This window comes from Aliiroseovarius sp. (assembly GCF_030148435.1).
Taxonomy (GTDB): domain Bacteria; phylum Pseudomonadota; class Alphaproteobacteria; order Rhodobacterales; family Rhodobacteraceae; genus JASBTN01.
The window spans coordinates 1-26,550 of the sequence record NZ_JASBTN010000015.1; the positions used below are offsets into that span (position 1 = coordinate 1).

18 protein-coding genes and 1 pseudogene are annotated in these 26,550 nt (G+C 61.1%); 15 read left to right on the plus strand and 4 right to left on the minus strand.

All coding sequences use genetic code 11. The annotated features are described in order from the left end of the window. A partial coding sequence (locus Q1V43_RS03025; protein WP_300513800.1) for a site-specific integrase occupies nt 1-1,158 on the minus strand: 1,158 nt, incomplete at its 3' end. Between the two features lie 274 nt (nt 1,159-1,432). On the opposite strand from Q1V43_RS03025, the gene ilvD reads away from it, so the two are divergent. Continuing rightward, nucleotides 1,433-3,265, plus strand: coding sequence for a dihydroxy-acid dehydratase (gene ilvD / locus Q1V43_RS03030; RefSeq protein WP_300513802.1), 1,833 nt, complete (start codon nt 1,433-1,435; stop codon nt 3,263-3,265). Nucleotides 3,266-3,357: 92 nt separating this feature from the next. Here ilvD and Q1V43_RS03035 read toward each other — a convergent pair whose 3' ends face one another. After that, the gene (locus tag Q1V43_RS03035; RefSeq protein ID WP_300513804.1) at nt 3,358-4,962 is read right to left on the minus strand and encodes a GMC family oxidoreductase N-terminal domain-containing protein; all 1,605 of its coding nucleotides are present in this window, start codon (nt 4,960-4,962) and stop codon (nt 3,358-3,360) included. A gap of 51 nt (nt 4,963-5,013) precedes the next feature. Between Q1V43_RS03035 and Q1V43_RS03040 the strand changes: the two genes are divergently transcribed. From Q1V43_RS03040 to Q1V43_RS03085, 10 genes are all read left to right on the plus strand, one after another. Further along, nucleotides 5,014-5,946 carry a LysR family transcriptional regulator gene (locus tag Q1V43_RS03040; RefSeq protein WP_300513806.1) on the plus strand — a complete coding sequence of 311 codons (933 nt, stop codon included), beginning with the start codon at nt 5,014-5,016 and terminating at the stop codon, nt 5,944-5,946. Nucleotides 5,947-6,326: 380 nt separating this feature from the next. After that, nucleotides 6,327-7,415 carry a TRAP transporter substrate-binding protein gene (locus Q1V43_RS03045; protein WP_300513808.1) on the plus strand — a complete coding sequence of 363 codons (1,089 nt, stop codon included), beginning with the start codon at nt 6,327-6,329 and terminating at the stop codon, nt 7,413-7,415. A gap of 101 nt (nt 7,416-7,516) precedes the next feature. Beyond that, nucleotides 7,517-8,509, plus strand: coding sequence for a TRAP transporter small permease subunit (locus Q1V43_RS03050; protein ID WP_300513810.1), 993 nt, complete (start codon nt 7,517-7,519; stop codon nt 8,507-8,509). A 19-nt stretch (nt 8,510-8,528) separates the two neighbouring features. Next, complete coding sequence (locus tag Q1V43_RS03055; protein WP_300513812.1) at nt 8,529-11,180, plus strand: TRAP transporter large permease subunit; 2,652 nt, start codon at nt 8,529-8,531, stop codon at nt 11,178-11,180. Nucleotides 11,181-11,253: 73 nt separating this feature from the next. Further along, a complete protein-coding gene (locus tag Q1V43_RS03060) occupies nt 11,254-13,233 on the plus strand; it encodes a CocE/NonD family hydrolase (protein WP_300513814.1) in 1,980 nt (659 codons plus the stop codon). Nucleotides 13,234-13,357: 124 nt separating this feature from the next. Further along, nucleotides 13,358-14,941 (plus strand): ABC transporter substrate-binding protein, encoded by a 1,584-nt coding sequence (locus Q1V43_RS03065; RefSeq protein ID WP_300513816.1) that lies wholly within the window; start codon nt 13,358-13,360, stop codon nt 14,939-14,941. A gap of 1 nt (nt 14,942) precedes the next feature. Then, nucleotides 14,943-15,899, plus strand: coding sequence for an ABC transporter permease (locus Q1V43_RS03070; RefSeq protein WP_300513818.1), 957 nt, complete (start codon nt 14,943-14,945; stop codon nt 15,897-15,899). Further along, nucleotides 15,896-16,711: an ABC transporter permease gene (locus Q1V43_RS03075; RefSeq protein ID WP_300513820.1), complete on the plus strand. Its 816-nt coding sequence runs from the start codon at nt 15,896-15,898 to the stop codon at nt 16,709-16,711. The genes Q1V43_RS03070 and Q1V43_RS03075 overlap by 4 nt, the downstream gene beginning before the upstream one ends. Then, on the plus strand, nt 16,708-18,345 hold the full coding sequence (locus Q1V43_RS03080; protein ID WP_300513822.1) for an ABC transporter ATP-binding protein: 1,638 nt from the start codon (nt 16,708-16,710) through the stop codon (nt 18,343-18,345). The genes Q1V43_RS03075 and Q1V43_RS03080 overlap by 4 nt, the downstream gene beginning before the upstream one ends. A 153-nt stretch (nt 18,346-18,498) precedes the next feature. Further along, the gene (locus Q1V43_RS03085; RefSeq protein WP_300513824.1) at nt 18,499-19,332 is read left to right on the plus strand and encodes an alkaline phosphatase family protein; all 834 of its coding nucleotides are present in this window, start codon (nt 18,499-18,501) and stop codon (nt 19,330-19,332) included. 322 nt (nt 19,333-19,654) lie between these two features. Here Q1V43_RS03085 and Q1V43_RS03090 read toward each other — a convergent pair whose 3' ends face one another. After that, nucleotides 19,655-21,070 carry a mannose-1-phosphate guanylyltransferase/mannose-6-phosphate isomerase gene (locus tag Q1V43_RS03090; RefSeq protein WP_300513826.1) on the minus strand — a complete coding sequence of 472 codons (1,416 nt, stop codon included), beginning with the start codon at nt 21,068-21,070 and terminating at the stop codon, nt 19,655-19,657. Nucleotides 21,071-21,705: 635 nt separating this feature from the next. Beyond that, nucleotides 21,706-21,927: pseudogene (locus tag Q1V43_RS03095) on the minus strand (transposase); the annotation flags it as partial. Nucleotides 21,928-22,204: 277 nt separating this feature from the next. Between Q1V43_RS03095 and Q1V43_RS03100 the strand changes: the two are divergent. From Q1V43_RS03100 to Q1V43_RS03115, 4 genes are all read left to right on the plus strand, one after another. Next, the gene (locus Q1V43_RS03100) at nt 22,205-23,194 is read left to right on the plus strand and encodes a UDP-glucuronic acid decarboxylase family protein (protein ID WP_300513828.1); all 990 of its coding nucleotides are present in this window, start codon (nt 22,205-22,207) and stop codon (nt 23,192-23,194) included. Nucleotides 23,195-23,270: 76 nt separating this feature from the next. After that, a complete protein-coding gene (locus Q1V43_RS03105) occupies nt 23,271-24,704 on the plus strand; it encodes a hypothetical protein (RefSeq protein WP_300513830.1) in 1,434 nt (477 codons plus the stop codon). A gap of 11 nt (nt 24,705-24,715) precedes the next feature. Beyond that, entirely contained in the window at nt 24,716-25,732 is a 1,017-nt protein-coding gene (locus Q1V43_RS03110) for a glycosyltransferase (protein WP_300513832.1), read from the plus strand. Further along, nucleotides 25,729-26,469, plus strand: a complete 741-nt coding sequence (locus Q1V43_RS03115; protein WP_300513834.1) for a polysaccharide deacetylase family protein — start codon at nt 25,729-25,731, stop codon at nt 26,467-26,469. The genes Q1V43_RS03110 and Q1V43_RS03115 overlap by 4 nt, the downstream gene beginning before the upstream one ends. Nucleotides 26,470-26,550 lie beyond the last annotated feature (81 nt).

The window sequence follows — 26,550 nt, forward strand, 5'->3', positions numbered from 1 at the left end:
ATGATCCGCCCAACGTTCCATCAATACGCGACGTTGCTCAAGATAATCCGTCCGACGGTACGAGCGTTCAACTGCGCTACCTGTCACATGCGCCAGGGCCGTTTCCGCCACCTCACGCGGCGTGTCGGTCGCCTCGGCGCACCAGGTGCGAAAACTGGACCGGAAGCCGTGGGGGCGTTCCTTCATGCCCCTACGCTCCATTAGGCGGGACATGGTGGCGTCTGAAATCACACCCTTACGCACACTTGGAAACAGGAACCCAGCGCGCGCCAGCGGCTTGACTTGTTCGATGACGGCTAATGCTTCCTGAGAAAATGGCACCCTGAAATCCTGCGCCTTGTCTTTCGTGCCCTTCATGTTCTCAGCGGGGATGGTCCAAACGTCGTCTTCAATTTCATCTAGGCGGGCGAAGCGGATCGGCTTCGACCGTACCGCTGTCAGGATCAAAAAGCGCAGCGCGAGATGAGTCACAGTGCCATCGTTCAGGCTTTCATAAAATGCAGGCACTTCTTTCCAAGGGAGGGCGGGCGTGTGGGACGCCTGATGGCGTGTCTTGCCGAGCAGCGCCTTTGCCTTCGATATGGCTTGCAGGTCCACATCCAACCCCATGGCTGCGCCGTGGTTCAAAACAATGTTCAGCCTGTTCATCGCCTTTCGGGCCGTATCCGCCTTGGTGTGCCAGATTGGATCTAGGGTGTTCTTGATGTCTTGCTGGTCGATGTCCTCAACGGGCACTTTGCCCAGCTTGGGAAGAACATGCAGTTCGAGCGGTGAAAACCAGCGCCCGGCCTTCCCATTGCCTTTCAGCTCAGCCTTTCGAGCCTCGAAAGCTTCGTGTGCGACAACGTTCAGAGTATGGTCAGACCGCATCGTTTCCCTGCGTTGCTTCTCGCGTACTTTGATGGGGTCCTGGCCCTGACGCGCCAAGGCTTGCCACTGCTGGGCCTCCAGCCGCGCCATCTTGAGCGAGACGCCATACTTGCCACTGGAGTCGTATCCCCCAAGGCCCATTTCCCGTCTCCGGCCATGAACGGACACGCGGAGAATCCACTGTGCGCCTCCGTCTTCGCGCTTGTGAATCCAGAGGCCTGCACCATCGGAGTACTTGCCAGGAGGGGCGTTCTTGATTTTCGCTGCCGTAAGCTTGTTCAATTCCATCAAAATTACGCCCCCCTAAATATCCACCCTCTATATATAGTATAGAAAGGTACAGGATGAAACAGCATGAAACGGACATTACATGGAACTAGCTGGAATTTCGTGGAATTCGGAACAGCATGGAACCACATGATATAGGTATTCAATGCCTATCATCGGCACCATTTTTCCCCGGTAAGATCACGAAAGCACCGCTCTGGCGGCGTCCCCCCTTGTTTCTTCACCCGCGACGCAGCAAAAGGGTGCGGTCTATTCAAATATGCCAGGTGGAACCATGCCAGCTTATCGCTCCAGAACTTCGACCCACGGCCGCAACATGGCGGGCGCGCGTGGCCTTTGGCGCGCGACAGGGATGACCGACAGCGACTTCGGCAAGCCGATCATCGCCATCGTGAACTCGTTTACCCAATTCGTGCCCGGCCACGTGCACCTGAAAGATCTGGGCCAGATGGTGGCGCGCGAGGTCGAGGCCGCCGGGGGTGTGGCCAAGGAGTTCAACACGATCGCCGTGGATGACGGGATCGCCATGGGTCATGACGGTATGCTCTATTCGCTGCCCTCGCGCGAGCTGATCGCGGACAGTGTCGAATACATGGTCAACGCCCATTGCGCCGATGCGATGGTCTGCATCTCGAACTGCGACAAGATTACGCCCGGCATGATGATGGCCGCCATGCGCCTGAACATTCCGGTGATCTTCGTCTCGGGCGGGCCGATGGAAGCGGGCAAGATCGATGTCGAGGGGCTGGACATGGACAAGATCGACCTGGTCGACGCCATGGTCGCCGCCGCCAGCGAGGACCTGACCGACGAGCAGGTCCAGCATATCGAGGAAAACGCCTGCCCGACCTGCGGCTCGTGTTCGGGCATGTTCACCGCGAACTCGATGAACTGCCTGGCCGAGGCGCTGGGCCTCGCGTTGCCGGGCAATGGCTCGACCCTGGCCACCCACGCCGACCGCAAGGCGCTGTTTCTGGAGGCCGGGCGCAAGATCGTCGAGATCACCAAGCGGCATTATCAGGACGAGGAAAAGGGCCTTCTGCCGCGTGAGATCGCCACCTATCAAGCGTTCGAGAACGCCATGTCGCTGGACATTGCCATGGGCGGATCGACCAACACGGTGCTGCACCTCTTGGCCATCGCCCAGGAAGGCGAGGTCGATTTCGACATGACCGACATGGACCGGCTCAGCCGAAAGGTGCCCTGCCTGTGCAAGGTCGCACCGAATATTCACAATGTGCATATGGAAGACGTGCACCGCGCCGGGGGTATTTTCTCGATTCTGGGCGAACTCAGCCGCGCGGGTCTGCTGCACAACGATGTGTCCACCGTGCACAGCTCGACCATGGGCGAGGCAATTGCCAAGTGGGACATCAAGGTCGCCAACAACCCCGAGGCCGAAAGCCTGTTCAAGGCGGCACCCGGTGGCGTGCGCACCACGCAGGCGTTCAGCCAGGCGAACCGGTTCAAGGAGCTGGACACGGACCGCGACAATGGCGTGATCCGCTCGGTCGAAAGCGCGTTTTCCAAGGACGGTGGTCTGGCGGTTCTGTTCGGCAATATCGCCGAGGATGGCTGCATCGTGAAAACGGCCGGTGTGGATGAAAGCATTCTGAAATTCACCGGCACAGCGCATGTCTGCGAAAGCCAGGACGCCGCCGTGAACAACATCCTGACCGGTAAGGTCAAGGAAGGCGACGTGGTCGTCATTCGTTACGAAGGGCCGCGTGGTGGGCCGGGGATGCAGGAGATGCTCTACCCGACCAGCTACCTGAAATCGAAGGGGCTGGGCAAAGCCTGTGCGCTCTTGACGGATGGCCGTTTCTCGGGCGGGACGTCCGGCCTGTCGATTGGTCACGCTTCGCCGGAAGCCGCCGAAGGTGGCGCGATCGGTCTGGTGCAGGACGGTGACAAGATCGAAATCGACATCCCCAACCGTACCATCAACCTGGCGGTGTCGGAGGAGGAGCTTGCCGCGCGCCGCAAGGTGCAGGACGAGAAGGGCTGGCATCCCGCCGAGCCGCGCAAGCGCAAGGTCTCGACCGCGCTCAGGGCCTATGCGGCCATGGCCACATCGGCGGCCAAGGGCGCGGTGCGCAAGGTCTGACCGGACCCGGATGGAATGACAAAAGCCCCGGAGGAGACTCCGGGGCTTTTTGTTTGCGCGACGCAGGCAAGAACCCTGCCTTCTGCAAACCCCTAGCGCGCGTCCTCGCGGATCATCGCCGAGGCTTTCTCGCCGATCATGATGGTTGGGGAATTGGTATTGCCCGACACGATGTTCGGCATGATCGAGGCATCCACCACGCGAAGCCCGTCCACCCCGCGCAGGCGCAGCCGTTCGTCCAGCACTGCGTGTTCGTCCTGCCCCATGCGCGCGGTGCAGGTCGGGTGGAAGATCGTGGTGCCGATGTTGCCCGCCGCCTCGACCAGCTCATCGTCCGTGTTATAGGCGGGGCCGGGGCGCATCTCTTCGGGCTTGAACTGCGCCAGCGGGGCCTGGGAGACGATCTCGCGGGTGCGCCGGATCGCGCGCATCGCGGTCAGCCGGTCGCTTTCGGTGGACAGGTAGTTGGGCGCGATCAGCGGGGCGTCCGCTGCGCGGGCCGAGGCCAGCCGGATCGTGCCGCGGCTGTCGGGCCTGAGGTTGCACACGCTGGCGGTAAAGCCCGGGAACGGGTCCAGATCGCCACCGAAACTGCCCAGCGACAGCGGCTGCACGTGATATTCCAGGTCCGGGGTCTCGACGCTTTCATGTGAGCGGATGAAGGCACCCAGCTGGCTGGGAGCCATGGACATCGGGCCGGAGCGGGTCAGCAGGTACTGCAACCCGATCCCGGCCTTGCCCCAAAGCGTGGAGGCCTGCTGGTTCAGGGTCTTGACCCCCTCGACCCTGTAGCTCAGCCGCAGTTGCAGGTGATCCTGCAGGTTGCCGCCCACGTCGCGCGCGTCGTGCAAAACCTCGATTCCATGCGCCTTCAGGTGATCTGCCGGGCCGATCCCTGACAGCATAAGAAGCTGCGGCGAGTTTACCGCGCCCGCCGACAGGATCACCTCGGCATTGGCATGGGCCTCGACCGGGCCGCCGTTTTGGATGAAACGCACGCCGGTCGCGCGTTTGCCGTCGAAGATCAGCCGTTCGACCTGAGCACCGGTCTCGACCACCAGATTGGTGCGTCCCCTGGCGGGGCGCAGGAAGCCCTTGGCCGTGCTCCAGCGCCAGCCCTTGCGCTGGTTGACCTGGAAATAGCTCACGCCCTCGTTCGTGCCGGTGTTGAAGTCATCAGTGCGGGGAATGCCGGCGGCCTCGCAGGCATCGGCAAACCGGTCCAGCAGCTCCCAGCTCAGGCGCTGCCTGTTGACCTTCCACTCGCCACCCTCGCCGTGCATCGGTGTCCGGCCGTCGAAGTGATCCTCGGATTTCAGGAAATGGGGCAGCACATCGTCCCAGCCCCAGCCGGTATTGCCCGCCTGGCGCCACATATCATAGTCCCGCGCCTGGCCGCGCAGATAGAGCATTCCGTTGATCGAGCTGCAGCCACCCAGCAACTTGCCGCGCGGATAGAGGATCTCGCGCCCGTTCAGCCCCGGCTCGGCCTGGGTCGAATACATCCAGTCGGTGCGCGGGTTGCCGATGCAGTAGAGATAGCCCACGGGAATGTGGACCCAGTGGTAATTGTCGCTGCCCCCGGCCTCCAAAAGCAGCACCCGCTTGGCGCCATCCTCGGACAGGCGATTGGCCAGTACGCAGCCCGCCGAGCCCGCGCCGACGATGATGTAGTCGAAATTGCCCAGCTGTTTCATGCACGGCCTCCTTGATCCGCCACAGGATCGGGGCAAGAGTGGCGTCAGGCAATGAACGATTCTGCACAGGTGTCGTTCGAAAGGGTTCAGTTGCTCTATCACTGGGATGACATACGGTTTTTTCTCGAGGCGCACCGGGCCGGCAGCCTGACCGGGGCTGCGCGGCGGCTCGGGGTCAGCCACACCACCGTGGCCCGGCATCTTGCCCGGCTGACCGACAGCCTGTCGGTGGAGCTGTTCGAACGTGGAGAAGGCTTCCGCCTGACCGAGGCCGGGGTCGAAATCCTGGCGCTGGCACAACGGATGGAGGATGCGGGCACCGCGATCGGCGACCGGCTGGCGGGGCAGGGCGACGTTTCAGGCACCGTGCGCATCGGCGCGCCGGACGGGTTTGGCAATGCCTTTCTGTCGCGTGAACTGCCGCGGCTGGCGGTGGCGCAGCCTTCGATGGCGTTTGAGCTGGTTCCGGTGCCCCGCGCCCACAAGCTGTGGAAACGCGACGTGGATATCGCGATCAGCCTGGAGCGGCCCGAGACCGGTCGCGTGGTGCGGCGCAAGCTGGTGGATTACGACCTGCGGCTCTACGGCGCGCCTGCGCTGCTGGACCGGATGGGGCGACCCGGATCCACCGGGGGCCTGCCGCGATTTCCCTTTGTCGGGTACATTGGCGATCTTCTCTACACCGACGAGCTCGATTTCAACCGTGCGATCCATCCGGGGCTTGTCGAGACCTACCGCGCCGCGACGGTCCAGGCGCAGCTGGATGCGGTGCGCGGTGGGGCGGGGCTGGGCGTGCTGCCCAGTTATATGGCGCGGGGGCAGGGGGTGGAGGCGGTGCTGCCCGACCGGGTCGGGTTTCAGCGTGCCTATTGGCTGCTCATTCGCGAGGACATCCGCGACCAACCCCGCATTCGAACCACTGCGGATTTCATCGTCGGAGCCGTGCGCAACGCCGGGCCCCTGTTCCGATTTCAGCCGGGCTGAGGGGGCGGGGCTGGTGCGGGAAGCTGACCAAACGTCAAGCGGCAAACCCGGTGAAGTTCAGTCTGTCAGAGAGGCGAACGGGCGGTGGCTGACCCAGGAAATGTGGTTAAATCTGTATAGTTTGGCGTGCAATTGCTACGGCATGATGGAGCGGCCATGTGGTAGTAGTAATACCTAATGGTTTCTACGCCGTGCGTTTATTATTAAGGGGTTATACGCTACCGTACCGGTGTTTGGTAAAGATATCTTACCAGTTCAGGAAAAATCCATTTGAAATCTGCCGCTACTTCCGTAGTAATTGGCGTGCAGCCCCTGCCAAGCCAACTGGCGGGGCATGTTGTGACAAGAATACTGTCCAAACTCGGAGGAGAAGAATTTAAATGGAACGTCGTAAATTTCTGAAGGGCGCAGCCCTTGGCGCCGGTGCAACCGCACTGGCGACCCCGGCACTTGCCCAAGGCGGCAAGACCATGACCATCGTTTCGACCTGGCCGCGCGACTTCCCCGGTCTGGGGACCTCGGCCCAGCGCCTGGCCGCCCGTATCGGCCAGCTGTCGGACGGTGCGATCAACGTCGAATATTTTGCCGCCGGGGAACGCGTCGGTGCGTTCGACACGTTTGACGAAGTCGCTTCGGGCAACTCGCAGGCTTATATCGCCGCGGATTACTACTGGGTCGGCAAGCACCCGGCCTTTGCCTATTTCACCACCGTGCCCTTCGGCATGACCGTTGTGGAATGGAACGCATGGGTCAAGTTCGGCGGCGGTCAGGCCCTGTGGGACAAGGTCTCGGGCGAATTCGGTCTGAAACCGCTGGTCTGCGGTGCCACCGGTACCCAGGCGGGCGGCTGGTTCAACAAGGAAATCAACAGCCCCGAAGACCTGAAGGGCCTGAAGATGCGTATTCCGGGTCTGGGCGGCAACGTGATGTCGAAACTGGGCGTGTCGACCGTGTCGCTGCCGGGTGGCCAGATCTATGAAAACCTGGTGTCGGGCGCCATTGACGCGACCGAATGGGTGGGTCCGTACAACGACTACTTCATGAAGTTCTACGAAGCGGCCAAGTACTACTACACCGCCGGCATGCACGAGCCGAACGCCAACCTGGCGCTGGGCATGAACAAAGCCTGGTGGGAAAGCCTGTCGGATTGGGAGCGCGCCGTGATCGAGGCCGCCTCGGCCGAAGAGACCGCCAACATGTACGAAGAGGCGATGGCGCTGAACGGCCAGTACCTGAACAAGCTGATCAACGAACAGGGCGTGGAAGTGCGAGAGTTCGGCGAAGACGTCTGGGATGCCTTCGGCGAAGCCGCGGCGGAAGTGTTCGAAGAGACCCGCGATCACTCGGACCTGGCCGTGGAAGTCGACGACGCCTTCCAGGCCGCGCTGCGCGAAATCGGTGGCGCCATGGCGCTGTTCGAAACCAAGTTCGTGAACGAGCGTAACCGCGTTCTGGGCCTGGGTGAATAAACCCACGCCGCTTGCAAAACACTCAGAGCGGGGCTTCGGTCCCGCTCTTTTGCCAGTGGGCGGAGGTGCAAACCCGCCCGCACTGCCAGTTGAGGGGACCAATGGCCAGCTCACCCATCGAAATTCCGCGTACCGGCGATCCCGCCATCCTTGCCCGCCTGTTCGGCTGGTGCATGTTGGCGGTTCTGTTCGCTTTTCAGGTCAACAATGTGCTTACCGTCGGGTTCGGCATCGCGCCGGTCACTTCGATCGCCTCGGGCGGAGCCACCGCCGGAACCTGGCTTGAGCTCGCCATCTACGGCGCGGCCATCGCTGTTGCGGTGCTCTACGTGATGCGTTCGGCAACAACCGCGCTGCGCTGGGATGCGCACCTGATCCACCGGTTCAACGTCTACCTGATCCGCGCGCTGTTCTGGTCGGTGTTCCTGGTTGGCATCGTCGATGCGACGGTGGCCTTCATGCGGGTCGAAAAGATCTTCGATGTGCTGGTTGGCGAAGAAACCGCTCGCCTGTTCGGCAAGGCGCGCTGGGTTGGTCCCTATATCCACATGCCGCTGATCGTCGCCGGGTTCATCCTGGCCTTCTTTACCCGCACGCTTGGCTTTACCTGGCTGGCGCTGATGGTTGTAGTCGCCGAGCTGCTGATCGTGATCTCGCGCTTCGTCTTTTCCTATGAACAGGCGCTGATGGGCGACCTTGTGCGGTATTGGTACGCCGCGCTGTTCCTGTTCGCCTCGGCCTATACATTGTTCGAGGAAGGCCATGTGCGCGTCGATGTTCTCTATGCCGGTTTCGGTCCCACGACCCGCGGCTTCGTCAATGCGATCGGCGCGATTGCCCTGGGCATGAGCACCTGCTGGGTGATCATCGGCATCGGCTTCAACGGCGCCCGGTCGATCATCAACAGCCCGGTTGCCAATTTCGAAGTCTCGCAGACCGGTTCGGTCGGAATGTTCATCAAATACCAGATGGCCGCCTTCCTGGGCCTCTTCGCCATTACCATGCTGATCCAGTTCGTCAGCTATTTCTTCGACGCGGTCGCGGACAAACGGGACGAGCCCGGCCACCGCGATGTCACCCCTGCGGCGCACTGAGATCGGATAGGACACACACATGGAACTCTTTTTCCTCGCCCTTCTCATCCTGATCATGGCCATGGCGCTGGGCTCGGGTTTTCCCGTTGCCTTCGCGCTGCCGGGCGCTGCGATCATCACCATCGGCCTTGCCGCCGGGACCGGGTATATCTTTGCAGGCTCGACAGATGCCTTCTTTCACTCCGGCGGACCGCAGCAATGGCTGTCGGCGGGGGTAACGAACCTGCGAGGGGTCTTTTGGGAGGTCGAGAGGGATACGCTCATCGCCATCCCACTGTTCATCTTCATGGGCATCATGCTGCAGCGCTCGAAGATCGCCGAGGACCTTCTGGTCACGATGGCGCGCCTGTTCGGCCCGGTGCCGGGCGGGTTGGGCATCTCGGTCGTCTTCGTCGGCGCGCTTCTGGCTGCCACGACCGGCATCGTCGGCGCCACCGTGGTGGCGATGGGCCTGATCAGCTTGCCTGCGATGCTGCGCAACAATTATTCGCCGTCGCTGGCGACCGGCACGATTGCCGCCTCGGGCACCTTGGGGCAGATCATCCCGCCCTCGATCGTGCTGATCATCCTGGCCGACCAGCTGGCCTCGGCCACCGACCAGGCGTCATCCCTGCGCAAGGCGCTGCACAAGAATGCGACCGGAGAGCTGTCGATGCCGTCGACCTTCGATGTGGCTTCGACCTCGGCCGGCGAGATGTTCCTGGGCGCATTCGTGCCGGGCCTGCTGCTGGTCGGGATCTACATGGTCTACATCCTTGTCTTCGCGATCCTGCGGCCGAAACACGCTCCCGCCGTGCCCTATGAGGGCAAGTATGACGGCGCGTTTCTGAAGAATGTGCTGATCACGCTCGTGCCGCCGCTCGCGCTGATCTTCCTCGTGCTGGGCTCGATCATCGCCGGGGTCGCCACGGTGAACCAGGCCGGTGCCATCGGCGCGGCCGGTGCGATGATCATGGCGGGCTATCGCCTGCCGGAACAGTCCAAGGGGCTCTATGCGCCTGCGCTTCTGGCCATTGCCTCGCTGGTGCTGGTCGGCTTTGCGCTGGCCAATTTCGAGATGAACGTCAAAGCCGCCAACGACGGCAGCGATCGCCTGGGCATCCTGCTGGGCGTGATCGCGACGCTGATGTTCCTGACCGCGCTGATCTGGTCGGGCTGGCGGGTGTTCAAGCTCGAATCCACCCTGCAGGGGGTGATGCTGGAGACCGCCAAGACCACTGCGCTGGTCTTCATCATCCTGCTGGGGGCCGCAATGCTGACCGCCGCCTTCCGCGCTTTCGGGGGCGAGGAACTGGTGCGCGAGTTCCTGAACTCGCTTCCGGGTGGCTTCTGGACCCAGTTCGTCATCGTCATGCTGGTGATCTTCATCCTGGGCTTCTTCCTGGACTTCATCGAGATCGCCGTGGTCGTGGTGCCGATCGTCGCCCCGATCCTGCTGGCCGATCCGCAGGCGAACATTACCGCCGTGTGGCTGGGTGTGATGATCGGGCTGAACATCCAGACCAGCTTCCTGACCCCGCCCTTCGGCTTCGCGCTGTTCTATCTGCGTGGTGTGGCCCCGGCGGTTGTCAAGACGGTGCAGATGTACAAGGGCGTCATCGCCTTCATCACGCTGCAGCTGATGGCGCTGGCCATTGTGGGGCTCTATCCGCCGCTGGTGAACTACCTGCCAAACCGGGTGAGCTTCCTGTCGGAAAGCTCGCCGCCGCCGCGCAACCCGAAACTGCAGCTCTGCCTCGAGGACTATATCGGGCAGAAACTGGCCGAGGAGGCGGCGACCGTGCAGGCGATCGAAGCCGCGCGTGGTCTGGATCTGTCCGCCCTGCCAAAGGGTCTGGCGGGTGACTTCGAGGATACGCTGGACAATGCCGACAAGGCGATCGAGCAGATCAAGGCTGTCTTTGTCGCGGCCGAGGCGGTTGAAGAGGCGGCTGATGTCTACCGTCCGCAGCTGACTCTGGTGCGCGGGATCGAAAAGCAGATCCGCCGTCTGGAGGCCGAGGCCAAGGCAATGTCGACCACGGCCGGGCGCATGCGCGACGAGGCCCAGGCCGAGGCCCGTGCCGAGCTGGAAGCCGAGGTGGCCGTGCTGCAAGCCGAGGTCGAGCATCTGGAAACCACGATCCCGGCCTCCTGGGAGGAGGAGCACAAGACCTTCGCCCTGCTGACCAATGCCGAGACCAAGGCGCGCAACACCTATCGTCGCGCCGCCGATGGTGCCTGGGAAGGGGCGGTCGAGGTGCTGGCGGTGATCTCGGCGAACGAGGCCTTTGCCGCGCTCGAAACCCCGCTGCGCGAGATGCGTGGCCAGATCGAGGCCCTGTCCGAGGACGAAAGCCAGGAGCTGGTCAAGGATCTGGCGCGCGAGTTCGGCTCGGTCGATGGGGCAAGCGACGTCAAGAAGGCGCTGGACAAGGCCCGCAAGGCGCTGCGCGCCAGGACGCCGGACCGCGAGAAGGCTCTGGAGGAGTTCGACAAGGCTGTCACCGCCTTCGAGGAACAGCTTGTCTGGCGCGCCGAAGCAGAAGCCCTGGTCCCGGGGATCCAAACCTACATGGACGGGATTCGCGGTACGCTGGGTGTCCGCCTGCAGGACCGCTTTACCCGCGAGCAGGCGTTGGAGATGGCAAGCTGTTCGTCCTATCACCGCGATATCTCGCTGAACTTCTGATCGGCAGAAAAACGACACCGATCGGGGCGCCTTGTCACTTGACGGGGCGCCCTTTTCCTTTCCCCATGGGCGCATGACCCTGCATGACATCATCGAGCTGCCCGACGAGGGCATCATCCTGTCCGACGGCACCCGCCTGTCGGCCCGTATCTGGCGCCCGGCGGACGGAACACCCGTTCCGGCGATCCTGGAATACCTGCCCTATCGCAAACGCGACGGCACCTGCGCCCGCGATGCGCTGACCCACCCGTATTTTGCTGCGCGCGGATACGCCTGCATCCGTGTCGACATGCGCGGGAACGGGGACAGCGAAGGGCTGATGACGGATGAATACGCGCCGCAGGAACAGGCGGATGCTCTGGAGGTGATCGACTGGCTCGCCGCGCAGCCCTGGTGCGACGGCAATGTTGGCATGATGGGGATCAGCTGGGGAGGATTCAACGCGCTGCAAGTCGCGGCCCTGGACCCGAAACCCCTGAAGGCGATTGTTACACTCTGTTCCACCGTGGACCGCTTTGCCGACGACATCCATTACAAGGGCGGCTGCCTGCTGAACGAGAACCTTGGCTGGGGCGGTACGATGTGGAGCTACAGCTCTCGCCCGCCCGACCCGGCGCTGGTCGGTGACAAGTGGCGCGAGATGTGGCTGGAACGGCTTGAGAACCTGCCCTTCCTCGCCGCCAGGTGGCTGGAGCATCAATCGCGCGATGCGTACTGGCAGCATGGGTCGGTCTGCGAGGACTATTCGGCGATCACGGCGGCGACCCTTGCCGTGGGCGGTTGGGGCGATGCCTACAAGAACGCGGTGCCTGCTCTGGTGCGCAACCTTCATGCCCCCGTGAAAGGCATTATCGGCCCCTGGGTGCACAAATACCCGCATTTCGCCGTGCCCGAACCGCGCATCGGTTTCCTTCAGGAGGCGCTCAGGTGGTGGGACAGATGGCTGAAGGGCGTGGATACGGGCGTCGAGGAGGATCCGGACCTGCGCTACTACCTGATGGACGGGGTGCGGCCGGCAACCTGGTACGAACACCGTCCGGGGCGCTGGATTGCCATGTCTAGGGACCCGGCCGAGGTGCCGGTGCAGCGCCTGCCCTTTGGGCGCGGGCGACGCCTGGGGGATGGCGGGGCGGAGCTCTGCGAGATCATCGCGTCGGTCCAGACCACCGGTTACGCGGGCGGCGAATACTGCGCCATCTGGCTGGGGCCGGAGTTGCCGGGGGACCAGCGGCGGGACGACAGCCTGTCGGTCTGTTTCGACAGTGAACCGGCAGAGACGGACATGGATATCGTCGGCGCCCCGGCGGTGCGGCTCAGGTTGCGGGCGAATGCGCCCCAGGGCCAGATCGCGGTGCGCCTGTGCCATGTGCATCCCGACGGGGCCTCGACCCGGATTACCTGGGGCGTGCTGAACCTGGCGCATCGCGACGGCGCCGCCGAACCTCGACCGCTGCCGATCGGGCAGGAAATCGGCCTGACGCTGCAACTCGACCAGATCGCCTATCGCCTGCCTGCCGGTCATCGTCTGCGGGTGTCGATCTCCAACGCCTATTGGCCGATGGTCTGGCCGGCGCCGATGAAGGGCACCTTGACCCTGACTGCGGGTTATCTGGATCTGCCGATGCGCGCCACGGCGGATCACGACGAATGGCAGTTCGAACCGCCGGACGCCGCGGACCCCTGGGCCACCCGCATCCTGCGCGCGGCGGCCAACAGCCGAGTGACCAAGACCGATCACGGCACCGGCTACATGACCTTGATGATCGAGGATGATTTCGGCGAGGTCGAGGATGCCGACCATGGGCTGATAAACGGAACCATAGCCCGCGAACGCTGGGTGATTCACCCGGATGACCCAACATCTGCCGTCGGGGAAACCAATTGGACCCAGACTTTGCGGCGGGGCGATTGGTCGGTGCGCACCGAGGCTTCGACCCGGATGTGGGCGGATGCGACCCATTTCCACCTCAGGGCGCGAATCGAGGCCTATGAGGGGGACAGCCTGCTCCATGCCCGCGACGAAGAAGCGCAGATAATTCGCAAATGCCTATGAGTCTGTCGCTTTCAGGCCATCTGAAAACGACAGAACCCTTGCCCGATGCGAAATATTGGGCAAAGCTTCACCGGTACAAAGAATGACAAGGGCCCCGAAGGGCCCGCCAATCAGGGAGCTCTCAATGTCCAAAGAACTCGACTATCTCGCGTCTCGCGTGATCCAGCGCAAGATGAACCGCCGGTCTTTCCTGGGCCGCGCCTCGGCACTGGGCCTCAGCGCCACCGCTGCCGGGACCTTTCTGTCGAACGCAGCCCATGCCGCCGAGCCGGTCAAAGGTGGCACGATCAAGGTTGCGCTGTCTGGCGGGTCGGCCACGGACAGTCTTGATCCGGCGCTGTCCACAAACACCACCATGTCCAGCATTACGCGTTTGTGGGGCCAGCCGTTGTTGGAACTGGGCGAAACTGGCGGTCTGGATCCAATCATCGCCGAGGAATTCTCGTCCTCGCCGGACGCGCGCGTCTGGACGTTCAAGATCCGCAAGGGCATCAGCTTCTCGAACGGTCAGCCGCTGACCGCCGAAGACGTGCTGGCGACGATGGAGCGTCACGCGGGCGAAGAATCGAAGTCGGGCGCGCTGGGCCTCCTGCGTGGCATCAAGGACATGCGGGTGGAAGACGGTGCCTTCGTCGTCGAGCTGGACGGGCCGAACGCCGACCTTCCCTACCTGCTGACCGATTACCACCTGATGATCCAGCCCAATGGCGGCAAGGACAACCCCACCGCCGCAATCGGCACCGGACCCTATGTGATCAAGGATCACGAAGCCGGGGTGCGCACCGTATTCGAGCGCAACCCGCACGCCTGGCTGGACACGATGGGTCATGCCGACACGATCGAGATTCTGGCGATCAACGACGATACCGCGCGCATGTCCGCGATCCAGTCGGGTCAGGTGCATATCGCCAACCGCGTTCCGCCGAAGATCGCCGGTCTGATCTCGCGTGCGCCGGGTGTCGAGGTTCGCTCGACCGCCGGTCCGGGCCATTACGTGTTCATCATGCACGCCAACACCGCGCCTTTCGACAACAAGGATCTGCGGATGGCGCTGAAATATGGCATCAACCGCCAGGAAATGGTCGACAAGATTCTGTTCGGCTATGGCTCGGTTGGCAATGACACGCCGATCAACGCCTCCTACCCGCTGTTCACACCCACCGAACAGCGTGAATACGATCCAGAAAAGGCTGCGGCTTTCTTCAAGGCCTCGGGTCACGAGGGTCCGATCCTGCTGCGCACCTCGGACAACTCCTTCCCGGGCGCACCGGATGCCTCGGCCCTGTTCCAGCAGTCTCTGAAAGGTGCCGGCATCGACCTGGAGATCAAGCGCGAGCCGAATGATGGCTACTGGTCCGAAGTGTGGAACAACAAGCCGTTCTCGACCAGCTACTGGTCGGGCCGCGCTACCCAGGACGCCATGTTCTCGACCGCTTACCTGTCGACGGCGGACTGGAACGATACCCGCTTCTTCAACGAACAGTTCGACCAGCTGCTGTTTGCGGCCCGCGCCGAACTGAACGAAGCAACCCGCACCCAGATGTATGCCGACATGTCGACCATCCTGCGTGACGAAGGCGGTCTGATTGGCCCGATGTTCAATGACTTCATCGATGCCACTTCGGACAAGGTTGCCGGATGGCGCGACACCAAGGGCTTCGACGTCATGAACAACTACGCCCCCGCCAAGATGTGGCTCGTGGGTTAAAATGGGTCTTGCAACTCGATTGGTGGTCCAGCGCCTTGCGCTGGGCCTCCTCCTTCTGCTCGCCGTCTCGGTTCTGATCTTCGCCGGCACCCAAATCCTTCCGGGTGACGTGGCGCAGTCGATCCTGGGACAATCCGCAACCCCCGAGGCGCTGGAGAACCTGCGCCGCGACATGGGGCTGAACGAACCTGCCGTCACCCGCTATTTCACGTGGCTGGGTGGAGCGCTGACCGGGGACCTGGGCACCGCCCTGACCTCTGGCGCCGACATTTCCGAGGCCATTGGCGCGCGTCTGGGCAACACCCTGTTCTTGGCCGGGGTCGCGGCGGTGATCGCCATCCCGCTGGCCATTCTTTTGGGTCTGATCGCCGTGCGCTTTCGCGAGCGTTGGCCGGACAAGCTGATTTCCGGCGTGACGCTTGCCTCGATCTCGCTGCCGGAGTTCTTCATCGGCTATGTGCTGATCCTGATCTTCGCGGTGAAACTCCGCTGGCTTCCACCACTGGCGACTGTCTATGACGGCATGCCTTTCGGCGAGCGCCTGACCCTGGTGCTGCTGCCAGCGATCACGCTGACCATGGTGGTGCTGGCGCATATGATGCGCATGACCCGTGCCGCGATCCTGAACGTGATGCAGTCGGCCTATATCGAAACCGCCGAACTGAAGGGCCTTTCGGGCTTTCAGGTCATTGCCAGGCACGCCTTCCCGAATGCCATCGCACCGATCGTGAACGTGGTGATGCTGAACCTGGCCTATCTGATTGTCGGCGTTGTCGTGGTCGAGGTCGTTTTTGCCTATCCCGGTATGGGACAGTATCTGGTCGATCACGTGTCCAAACGGGACGTACCCGTGGTGCAGGCCTCCGGCCTGATCTTCGCCGCGGTCTACATCGGTCTGAACATGGTGGCCGACATCGTGTCGATCCTGGCCAACCCGCGTCTGAGGCATCCGAAATGATGAAAATCCCGCTGGCCGCAATGATTGGCCTGATCTTCACGGCGTCCTATTTCCTGGTCGCCATCTTCGCTCCGTTTCTTGCTCCCTATGGCATGGCCGAGGTCGTTGGCGGCGTGTGGGAGCCGATGAGCGCCAAGCACTGGCTGGGCACCGACAATATCGGCCGTGACCTGCTGAGCCGCATGATCTATGGCGGGCGCACCACGATCTTTATCGCCACGGCGGCGACATTGGTGAGCTTTACCACCGGGTCGGTGCTGGGCTTTACCGCAGCCGTGATCGGCGGCTGGGTCGATCAGGCGATGAGCCGGTTCGTCGACCTGATCATGTCGATCCCGACACTGATCTTCGCCCTCGTGGTGCTGTCGGTCATGCCGGTGACTATTCCGATGCTGATCATTGTCATGGGCCTTCTGGACGCCACCCGCGTCTATCGCCTGTCGCGCGCCGTTGCGGTGGATATCAACGTGATGGACTTCGTCGAGGCCGCCAAGCTGCGCGGTGAGGGCCGTGCCTGGATCATCTTCCGCGAGATCCTGCCAAACGCCCTGTCGCCGCTGGTCGCCGAAATGGGCCTGCGCTTCATCTTCATGGTGCTCTTTGTTTCGACCCTGTCCTTCCTGGGCCTGGGTGTACAACCGCCCGAGGCTGACTGGGGCGGGATCGTGAAGGAGAACAAGGACGGCATCGTCTGGGGCATTGGCGCGGCGCTCTGGCCCGCCGTGGCGATCGCCACGCTGGCGATCTCGGTCAACCTTGTCGCCGACTGGGTTCTGAACCGCACCACCAGCCTGAAAGGGGGTCGGGGATGACCGATAGCCTTGTAAAGATTCGTGGCCTGAAGATCGGTGCAACGGTCTATCCGCCCGGCGAAAAGCCGCATGACATCGAAATTGTGCACGGGGTCGATTTCGATCTGGAGAAGGGCAAGGTCCTTGGCCTGATCGGCGAGAGCGGCGCGGGCAAGTCCACCATCGGCCTGGCCACCATGGCCTATGGCCGTGGCGGGGTCGAGCTGACCGGAGGAGAAGTCTGGGTCAATGGTCGGGACATCCTGAAAACCTCTGTGAAGGATCTGCGAAGGCTTCGTGGGACCGAAGTGACCTATGTGTCGCAGTCCGCTGCCGCCAGCTTCAACCCGGCCAAGAAGATCATGGACCAGGTCATTGAAGCCGCAATCAGCCAGGGCAAGTTCTCGAAGAAGGACGCCGAAGCCCGCGCGGTGGAGCTGTTCAGGAAACTGGGTCTGCCGGATCCGGATAACATTGGCTCTCGCTACCCGCACCAGGTCTCGGGCGGGCAGTTGCAACGCTGCATGACGGCCCTGGCCCTGTGTCCGGAACCCGATCTGGTGGTGTTCGATGAACCCACCACGGCGCTGGACGTGACCACGCAGATCGACGTTCTGATGGCCATCAAGGAAGCGATCCGGGACACCGGCGTCGCGGCGCTCTACATTACCCATGACCTTGCGGTCGTGGCGCAGGTGTCCGACGACATCATGGTGCTGAAAATGGGCGATACGGTGGAGTATGGCTCGGTCGACCAGATCATCAACAATCCGCAGGAGGACTATACCAAGGCGCTGGTCTCGGTCCGCTCCAGCGAGCACCCTGAAAAGCCGCCGACCACGGAACCGGTGCTGAAATGCGAGCATATCACCGCGCGCTACAAGGGCACCAACTTCGACGTGCTGCATGATGTCAATGTCGAGCTCAGGCCGGGGCAAACCCTGGCGGTCGTGGGTGAATCCGGGTCCGGCAAGTCAACGCTGGCTCGCGTGATTACCGGCCTTCTGCCGCCGCGTGACGGGCGGATCGAGTTCGATGGGCGCGAGCTGAGCCGCGACATGGCCAGCCGGTCGCGTGAGGATTTGCGCGAGCTGCAGATGATCTACCAGATGGCCGATGTGGCGATGAACCCGCGCCAGACCGTGGGCACGATCATCGGCCGTCCGCTGGAATTCTATTTCGGCCTGAAAGGGGCGGAAAAGCGCAAGCGGATCATCGAGCTACTGGACGAGATCGAGATGGGGGTCGAATTCATCGACCGTTATCCGGCAGAGCTGTCGGGGGGGCAGAAGCAGCGTGTCTGCATTGCCCGCGCCCTGGCGGCAAAACCCAAGCTGATCATCTGCGACGAAGTGACCTCGGCGCTGGATCCACTGGTGGCCGAAGAAATCCTGAACCTTCTGCTGAACCTGCAGGAGATCGAGGATGTCGCCTATCTGTTCATCACCCATGACCTGGCGACGGTAAAGGCAATCGCGGACAGCATTGCCGTGATGTACCAGGGCAACCTGGTGCGCTACGGCACCAAGACCGAGGTTCTGAGCCCGCCGTTTGACGATTATACCGACCTGCTGTTGTCCTCGGTGCCGGAAATGCGGCTGGGTTGGCTGGAAGAGGTGATCGCCAACCGCAAGATGGAAAGCGCGGGGAACTGAGACCGGCGAATTTTTCCGGGGGCTGCCATCGGCGGCCCCTATTGCTGTTTGAACCCTGTCGCAAAGAGGCAACCCATGGCGCGACTGGGTATAACCCTGTGACCCCATCGGGTTAGGGTGATCCAAACCGAAGCGCTCAAGGGAGAATGCGCAATGGACCGGAAACTTTTGCTGATCATTCTGGACGGGGTGCCCTGGCGCAACTGGCGGCGCCTGTTCGGTAACATGGAAGGCTGGGTGGACAGTGGCGATGCGCAGCGCTGGAAAATGCGGTCGGTGCTGCCCTCGACCTCGGCCAGTTGCTATGCCTCGATCCACACCGGCGTGAACCCGCAGGAACATGGCTGCACCGGCAATGGCAATGTATTCCGCCTGTCCCATCCCGATATCTTTTCCGAAGTGCGCAAGGCGGGCGGTGTGACCGGGGCGGTGACGCATTCCTTCTGGTCCGAGTTCTTCAACCGTTCGCCCTTCGACTACGTGCGCGATATCGAGTATGACGAGCCCGAAAGCAAGACGATCAACCACGGCCGGTTCCATTCGATGACCGGCTATGGCCATGCCAACCAGATGACGCCCTCGGACGTGGACCTCTTTGCCACACTGACCAGCCTGTGCCAGCGCCATGGGCTGAACTACGGCATTCTGCACAGCTGTACGCTGGACAGCATGGGGCACAGGTTCCACCATGACTGCCCGGAAATGGACCACGCCTGTTTCGTCGCCGACGAAATGCTGGCGCCGTTCATCCGCAGGTGGCGCGAGGCCGGGTACGAGGTGATCGTCACCGCCGATCATGGCCAGGACGAGCGCGGCCACCACGGCGGGCACAGTGAACTGCAGCAGGATTTCGCGCTCTATTATTTCGGAGAAGCCGAAGGACCGGATTACGACGAACGGCTGGACCAGCTTCAGCTGGCTCCGACCATACTGAAGCGTCTGGGCGTGCCGATCCCCGAGACGATGCGGGCCGCGCCCTTCCTGTAAGAAACGGCCCCGGTGGAGAAGATCATCGCTCCGGGGCGGCTTGGGGCACCTTCCGACTGGCTGACGTCAGCGCTTACGGGCCCAACTTGGGCGATGGATGGCCTGAATCTGCACAGCCCGTTTCCGCAGTGCGCCGAGTGGTGCGCGCGTCCGGTTGGTTCCTGGGAAACAGCGGCCCGACCGCTGCCCGTGCTCGACCCGAAAGCCAAAACTCACCTGCCATTGTTCCGTTCCTGTTCAATTTTTCAGAAGTGAATCAGTAGGATCAATGGAAACTTATAGTTTGGTTGGGTTTGGGCCCCAGGCCTTGAAACAGGTAAGCTCAGCCCCGCGCATACACATCCTCATAGCGGATAATGTCGTCTTCCCCGAGATAGGACCCTGTCTGCACTTCGATCAAAACCATTGGCACCTTGCCCGGGTTTTCCATTCTGTGAATGGCCCCCAGGGGGATGTAGACCGACTGGTTCTCGGACACCAACTGCTCCCGATCATCAATCGTGACCTTGGCGGTGCCTTCGACCACGATCCAGTGCTCGGCTCTGTGGTGGTGGCTTTGCAGGCTCAGGGCCGCGCCGGGGTGAACGACGATGCGTTTCACCTGAAACCGGTCTCCGATGGCAAGGCTCTCAAACCACCCCCAGGGACGGTGATCTTTCGGGAAAGTTTCAGCCTGTTTAGCCCGTTTTTCCTTTAGGGCTGAGACCGCTTTTCTAACATCCTGCGCACGGTTTGCATCGGCGACCAGAACCGCATCGGGCATGGCCACGGTGATGATGTCTTTAAGACCTATCCCAACGACCTCGAGCCCTTCGTCTTCGGAACGAAGAAGTGTGTCTTCGCAATCTATTGCGGTTGCATGGCCGTTGGTACCAACGCCCCGTTCATCGCGTGTCCCCTCACGCCAGACCGTATCCCAGCCACCCAGATCAGACCAGCCGGCGGAAAAGGGTACGACCGAGAGATTGCTCGCGTGTTCCATCACCGCATAATCGATCGAGATCTCCTGAACACTGCCCCATGCAGCAGGATCCAGTCTAAGGAAACCAAGATCGGGTTTGCTGTCATCCAATGCCGCTTGCACCGGCGCAATCAAGTCGGGTGCATGTTCGCGGAACGCCTCCAGAATGGTCCTGACCGAAAACAGGAATATGCCGGCATTCCAGAGGTGACGGCCATCGGCCAGCATTGCTTCAGCACGGGGCGTATCAGGTTTTTCGACGAACCGCTTCAGGGGCAGCGGTGACAACCCGTCAATCCGGGCCCCGAGCTCCAGATAGCCATAGCCCGTTTCCGCATGATCAGGGGTAATACCAAACGTCACCAACTGACCGGCATTGGCAGCTTCAGCGCCGGCTTCGACCGCCTCCCGGAATGCTGCAGGATCGGGCACCACGTGGTCAGACGGTGCGACCAGCATCAACGCCTCCGGGTCCGTCTTTTCCAGCAAGAGAGCAGCAGCCAGAACGGCCGGTGCCGTGTTGCGCCCTTGCGGTTCAATCAGGATAGCACCTGGATCAATGCCAATTTCGGCTAGCTGCTCGGTGACGATGAAGCGGAAATCCGAGTTGGTCAGCACCAGTGGGGCAGAAAACCCGTCTCCTGATAGTCTTTGTGCCGACGCCTGGAACAGGGATGTGTCTCCGATCAGCGGGGAAAACTGTTTTGGATAGCTTTTGCGACTGAGGGGCCAAAGCCGCGTTCCGGAACCTCCACAGAGTAGGATAGGAGTAATCATTTCATACTCTCCCTAAACCATCTCGAAGACTTTTCTGGGCTTGATTTCGAAACCAACCGCATATGTGTCGAATGTTGTAAAAGAAAATCTTTTTATGGGTCAAGTTATTCTCTCCAGGGCAATAATTTCAGTTTGATTTCGCGGTTTTTCATCCAAGCCAAATGGGTCAGGTGCCCGCCTTTCATTCACTTTTGTTTAGGCTTTGGACCTGATGGAGGAGCGCTGCTGAGTTGATCATCTCCTCGTGCTTAATCCGTAGAAAGATTTTCAACTTTTACAGAGACTGTACAGGTTTTTGTCTCTGACGTGTTTTCTTACGTCATTGAAAACAGGCCCGGCCAGACCAGGTCCCCGGATGAGATCCCGGCAGCAGCCCGGCCTGTCGGGCGTCTCAATCGCCCGGCGCCCAGCCGCCTTGAACGACCGTGACGCCTCAGGAGGGGAACGCCGGGAAGAGAGGGAAGGTCCGGGCTGTGGCCCTCAACACCCCGCAGGTCGAGGGGATGACGGCCTCGACACCGCCATCGGCCAGGGCATCCGCAAATGGTTGGCGTCGTATCCCTTGTCCGCGATCAGGCGGGACGGGAGGGGGCGGGCATTGCCGCCGGGGCCACAAGCTCGGCAAAGATGCAGCCCCAGTTACCTTTCCAGTTCCAGCGGTTGAACCGGTTATAGATCGTCGTCGGCGGGCCGTAGACAGACGGGCAGCCCTTGCATCGACATCCCGGTTTCAACGCATGGACGATACCTCTGATCACCCTGCGGTCATCCACCCTGCGCGCGCCTGGCTGGTTCCTGGGCAGCGGCGGCCCGACCGCTGCCCATGCCCGATCCGAAAGCCAAAACTCACCTGCCATTGTTCCGTTCCTGTTCAACTTTCAGAAGTGAAAACAGTACGACCAATTGAAACCAATGGTTTGCTTGGGTTTGGACCCTGGAGGGGAAAAAAGGAGGCTGGCACAACTTATTCGGTCTTGTGTTGACGTTTCCAAGATTACCCCATTGATGATCGGGTTGAGCTTGCCGTCTGAACCTAAAGCCCAGTTCGGATATTCGGACACCAGCAGACCGTCTATCAATTTGCTCCGGAACGCCTTAAGCATTGACTTGTAGAATAACGGTAGTGGAGCAGAAATGACGTACAATCTGAGGCGAATACTGGTGACGGGGGGTGCTGGATTCCTGGGCTCCCATTTGTGCGAACGTTTGCTGAAAGAAGGTCACGAGGTTCTTTGCGTCGACAACTTCTTTACCGGCAGGCGCTCCAATGTGGGGCATTTGTTGAGCGAGCCCCGGTTTGAACTGCTGCGCCACGACGTTACTTTTCCGCTCTATGTCGAGGTTGACGAAATCTACAACCTCGCCTGTCCCGCCTCCCCCGTCCACTATCAGCACGACCCTGTGCAAACCACCAAGACCTCTGTTCATGGTGCGATCAACATGCTGGGATTGGCAAAACGGCTCGGGTGCAAAATTCTCCAAGCGTCAACAAGCGAGATTTACGGCGATCCGACCCAGCATCCGCAACATGAGGAGTACTGGGGGAACACCAACCCCATTGGGCAGCGCTCTTGTTATGATGAAGGCAAACGCTGTGCCGAAACACTGTTCTTTGATTATTACCGCCAGCACGGAGTAAGGATCAAAGTCGCCCGGATCTTTAACACCTACGGGCCGCGCATGTTGCCTGATGACGGTCGGGTGGTCTCGAACTTTATCGTTCAGGCTCTTTCCGGGGATCAGATCACGATTTTCGGGGATGGCAAACAAACCCGTTCGTTCTGCTTTGTTTCGGAGCTGATCGACGGACTCATGCGATTGATGGCGTCATCTGACGATGTGACCGGGCCGGTAAACCTGGGCAATCCGCGCGAGCTGACCATTCTTCAACTTGCTGAAATGGTACTTGCCAAAACCGGCAGCACTGCACCGCTTGTTCTGAAACCCCTGCCGATGGATGATCCGGTTCAGCGCCAGCCTGACATAACCCGTGCCAAAGAGCTTCTGGATTGGGAACCGCAGATCAGTCTGGAACAGGGCCTCGATGCAACGATCAGCTATTTCGCAGATGCCCTCCAAAAGTCAGGAAATGCTGCACAAGCGCAGCGCAGCGGGAGGGCCTGAAGGAATGAGTTCTGTCTGGGGACGGGTAGGAACGGGCACGTTTGCAATCGTATTTTCCTTGCTTCTTTCACTGTGGGTGTTTCTGGCCAACGGCGGGGCAACCTTTTACTATGATACCATCTTCTATCTTGATCGCGGTCATCAGGTGTTGTCCCTGGTCGGTCTGGATCTGGCCCCGCTGCGGGAGGTGTCAGCAGCGTCGTCTGGGACGCCTCAGGAAATTGCGGCAGGTGGCTCGGTCGAAACGGTCGATGGCTCACGGTCGATGATCTATTCGCTGCTTCTGGGCGCATTTTTCTGGATCGGGGCCGTTGACGGCATGGTTGCGATGAATGCGGCGCTTGGCGTCGGCATTGTCTGGTTGGCCAGCCGTTTGTCTGTGCGTGGCCTTTCGCATGCGCCGCGATCTTTAAGTATCTCTCTTGCCGCCGTGGGGTTGGCAGCCGTTGGATCCTTGTCGTTCTACGTCGCTTTTCTGATGCCCGACATGCTGGCACCGGTCCTGCTGATGTCAGCCGCGCTGTTGGCAGCATATGCCCCAAGGATGCGGATATGGGAGCTTTGTCTTGTCACGGCACTGGGTATTCTTGCCATTACAGCCAGCCCATCACACCTCGCTATCGGGTTGATCCTGATGCCGATCCTCTTGCTGAGGTCCGTTTTGAGTCGAAGCCCGCGCCGCTGGTTGGGTTCCGTGCTGTTCCTGGTGGTGCTTCTTGCAGGGGTTGGCGAGCAGATGGTTCTGCGCCTCGCCGCCAAGCAGGTGGAAAGCGCCGAGGTCATCTATCGGCCATTTTTGACGGCAAGACTGATTCAGGACGGGCCGGGGTATTCCTATCTGTTGGACATGTGTCCGGTAGACCCCGAACCTAGCTGTGCCCTTCTGAAAGCCCTGTCTGCCTCGGATGACCCGACCCGGTTCACCGCCACGAATATTTCATTTTCAATAAGCCCGACGACCGGGTCGTTCCAACTGATGTCGGCGGATGATCAGCGTAGGGTTGCCCAGCAGCAGTTCCGGTTTTTCCTGGATGTTCTAGTTGACCGACCGCTCGAAACTTCATGGGCGATTATAGGCAACGTATACCGCCAGTTGACCCTGAATAGCGTGAATATGACGCTTCAGACCGATGAGATCGTGGAACAGGCAACCGGGATGGCTGGAATGGCCTGGGGGGAATTTGCGGCAGGTCGGCTGACGGCCGATACCGGATGGCTGGCCATCGCCAACCCTGCGCAGTCTGTTCTGTACCTGCTTGCGGCACTTTTTGTGCTGGGCTTTCTTTTCAGCGGCCGCTTGCCGCCTGCGGTGGCAACATTCCTGGTAATGATCCTGATTGGCGTGGTGGCCAATGCGATTGTCTGTGGTGTGCTGTCGCAACCCGCCAACCGATATGGAGCGCGTGTGATCTGGCTTTTGCCCGTTGCTGCCGTGATCGGCGGCGCCGTCCTTTTCGCTCGTCGCAGGGAAGAACGTTCCGATCCCTTAAAACGCATTGCAACTGAGTAACGGAGTTCCCGATGACCGCCCCTCCCCAAAGCATCAGTGTTATTGTGCCCGCCTACAACGCGGCCCATCTGTTGCCAGATGTGCTTGCACCGCTTCTGGCGATGCAGAAGTCCGGAGAGGTGGCCGAGGTGCTGGTCATCGACGATTGCTCACCTGATGATACTGCCCAGGTTGCGCGCGACCTTGGCGCCCGGGTACTGGCGACGCCCCAAAACGGGGGGCCTGGCGCCGCGCGCAACCTGGCTGCGGCTACGGCCGTGGGCGATATTCTGTGGCTGGTGGACAGCGATGTAATCGCCCGGGAAGGGGGCGGTGCCATCATTCGCCGCGCCTTTGAGGAACCGGACGTCAAAGCTGTTTTCGGATCCTACGATGATGCACCGGCAGGGACGCCCTGGTTCTCACGTTACAAGAACCTGATGCACCGCTTCTATCACCAGCGTGCCAACCGCGAAGCACAGACGTTTTGGGCCGGATGTGGTGCCATTGACCGCGAGATGTTTCTCAAGGTTGGCGGATTTGATGTCGAAACCTACGCGGTTCCTTCGATTGAGGATATCGAGCTTGGTTATCGCATTCGAAATGCCGGTGGGCGCATCCTGCTGCTGCCGGATCTGGAGGCCAAACACCTTAAGGTCTGGACCATCCGCAATGCAATGTTCACCGACATTTTCCGTCGCGCACTGCCTTGGTCACGCTTGATGATTTCCCGCGAAGGTCTAACGAACGATTTGAATACGGGGTGGGCTGAGCGGGTAAAGGCCGTCGTCGCTTTGGCCTTGCTTTTGCAACCGGCGATTTTGCTGATCAGACCTGATCTGTGGCCGCTTGCCGTACTGATCGCGCTCTTGGCGCTGTTCATGAACGGGGCTTTCGCACGGTTCCTGTTCAGGAAAGGCGGGCTGCGGCTTGCCGTCGGGGGCATGCTGTATCACCAGGTATATTACGTCTATTCCGCAACAGCCTATGTGTGGTGCCTGTTTGAGTATCATGTTCTGCGCAGGCGCAACCGTCTGCACGTGCCATGATGGGTGGCACGGTCGACATCCTGATGTACCACTCTATTGCCGAGGCGCCTGGCCCCACTTCGATCGCGCCAGAGCTGTTCGAAGCACAGATGATGGCGCTTGCGACCTCGGGCCTGCCGGTTCTTCGGATGGACGATGTGCCGGCGCATCTGAGCGGAGGTCAGGGCCGGGCTGTCGCAATCACTTTTGATGACGGGTTTCGCGACTTTGCAGAGGTCGCATGGCCTGTTTTGCGTCGGTTGGATTTGTCGGCGATGGTCTATCTGCCAACGGATTGCATGGACGGCACAGAACGCTGGGACGGTGCCCATGATCCACCGCGACCCCTGATGACATGGAACGAGGTTCGTCAATTGGCGTCTGATGGCGTGGATTTCGGCAACCACACGGCCACCCATTCGGATCTGTCTGCATTGGATGAAGCGGCCATAGCCAATGAACTGGGTACGGCAGACGCGCGCATGCAGCGCGAGCTTGGGCGCCGTCCGTTGCACTGTGCCCCCCCCTATGGCCGCAGTTCTGACGCGGCACGGCGTATCATGGCACGGGATCGACTGACATCCGTGGGAACGCGACTTGCCACCGCGGGGCCGTCAAGTGATCTGCACGATCTGCCAAGATTGGAAATGTACTACTTCACCAATCTAATCCGATGGCGGGCTCATCTCGAGGGCCGGGGTGGCCTGTACCTTCAACTAAGACGTGCATTTCGACAAATTCGTTCACAAATTTCATGAAGTAGCTCTGAAATGTGGTTATTGTTAACCAAACTTAACGAAACAAGTGAAAAAATTGACCCGCCCGGGGCTCACATGGTA

Bases quoted from the DNA above. Each gene is read 5' to 3' on its own strand.
- Q1V43_RS03085 (WP_300513824.1), top strand. From the start codon at position 18,499: ATGGACCGGAAACTTTTGCTGATCATTCTGGACGGGGTGCCCTGGCGC.
- ilvD (WP_300513802.1), top strand. From the start codon at position 1,433: ATGCCAGCTTATCGCTCCAGAACTTCGACCCACGGCCGCAACATGGCG.
- Q1V43_RS03055 (WP_300513812.1), top strand. From the start codon at position 8,529: ATGGAACTCTTTTTCCTCGCCCTTCTCATCCTGATCATGGCCATGGCG.
- Q1V43_RS03060 (WP_300513814.1), top strand. From the start codon at position 11,254: ATGACCCTGCATGACATCATCGAGCTGCCCGACGAGGGCATCATCCTG.
- Q1V43_RS03040 (WP_300513806.1), top strand. From the start codon at position 5,014: ATGAACGATTCTGCACAGGTGTCGTTCGAAAGGGTTCAGTTGCTCTAT.
- Q1V43_RS03115 (WP_300513834.1), top strand. From the start codon at position 25,729: ATGATGGGTGGCACGGTCGACATCCTGATGTACCACTCTATTGCCGAG.
- Q1V43_RS03065 (WP_300513816.1), top strand. From the start codon at position 13,358: ATGTCCAAAGAACTCGACTATCTCGCGTCTCGCGTGATCCAGCGCAAG.
- Q1V43_RS03045 (WP_300513808.1), top strand. From the start codon at position 6,327: ATGGAACGTCGTAAATTTCTGAAGGGCGCAGCCCTTGGCGCCGGTGCA.
- Q1V43_RS03075 (WP_300513820.1), top strand. From the start codon at position 15,896: ATGATGAAAATCCCGCTGGCCGCAATGATTGGCCTGATCTTCACGGCG.
- Q1V43_RS03035 (WP_300513804.1), bottom strand. From the start codon at position 4,962: ATGAAACAGCTGGGCAATTTCGACTACATCATCGTCGGCGCGGGCTCG.
- Q1V43_RS03070 (WP_300513818.1), top strand. From the start codon at position 14,943: ATGGGTCTTGCAACTCGATTGGTGGTCCAGCGCCTTGCGCTGGGCCTC.
- Q1V43_RS03080 (WP_300513822.1), top strand. From the start codon at position 16,708: ATGACCGATAGCCTTGTAAAGATTCGTGGCCTGAAGATCGGTGCAACG.
- Q1V43_RS03090 (WP_300513826.1), bottom strand. From the start codon at position 21,070: ATGATTACTCCTATCCTACTCTGTGGAGGTTCCGGAACGCGGCTTTGG.
- Q1V43_RS03100 (WP_300513828.1), top strand. From the start codon at position 22,205: ATGACGTACAATCTGAGGCGAATACTGGTGACGGGGGGTGCTGGATTC.
- Q1V43_RS03050 (WP_300513810.1), top strand. From the start codon at position 7,517: ATGGCCAGCTCACCCATCGAAATTCCGCGTACCGGCGATCCCGCCATC.
- Q1V43_RS03110 (WP_300513832.1), top strand. From the start codon at position 24,716: ATGACCGCCCCTCCCCAAAGCATCAGTGTTATTGTGCCCGCCTACAAC.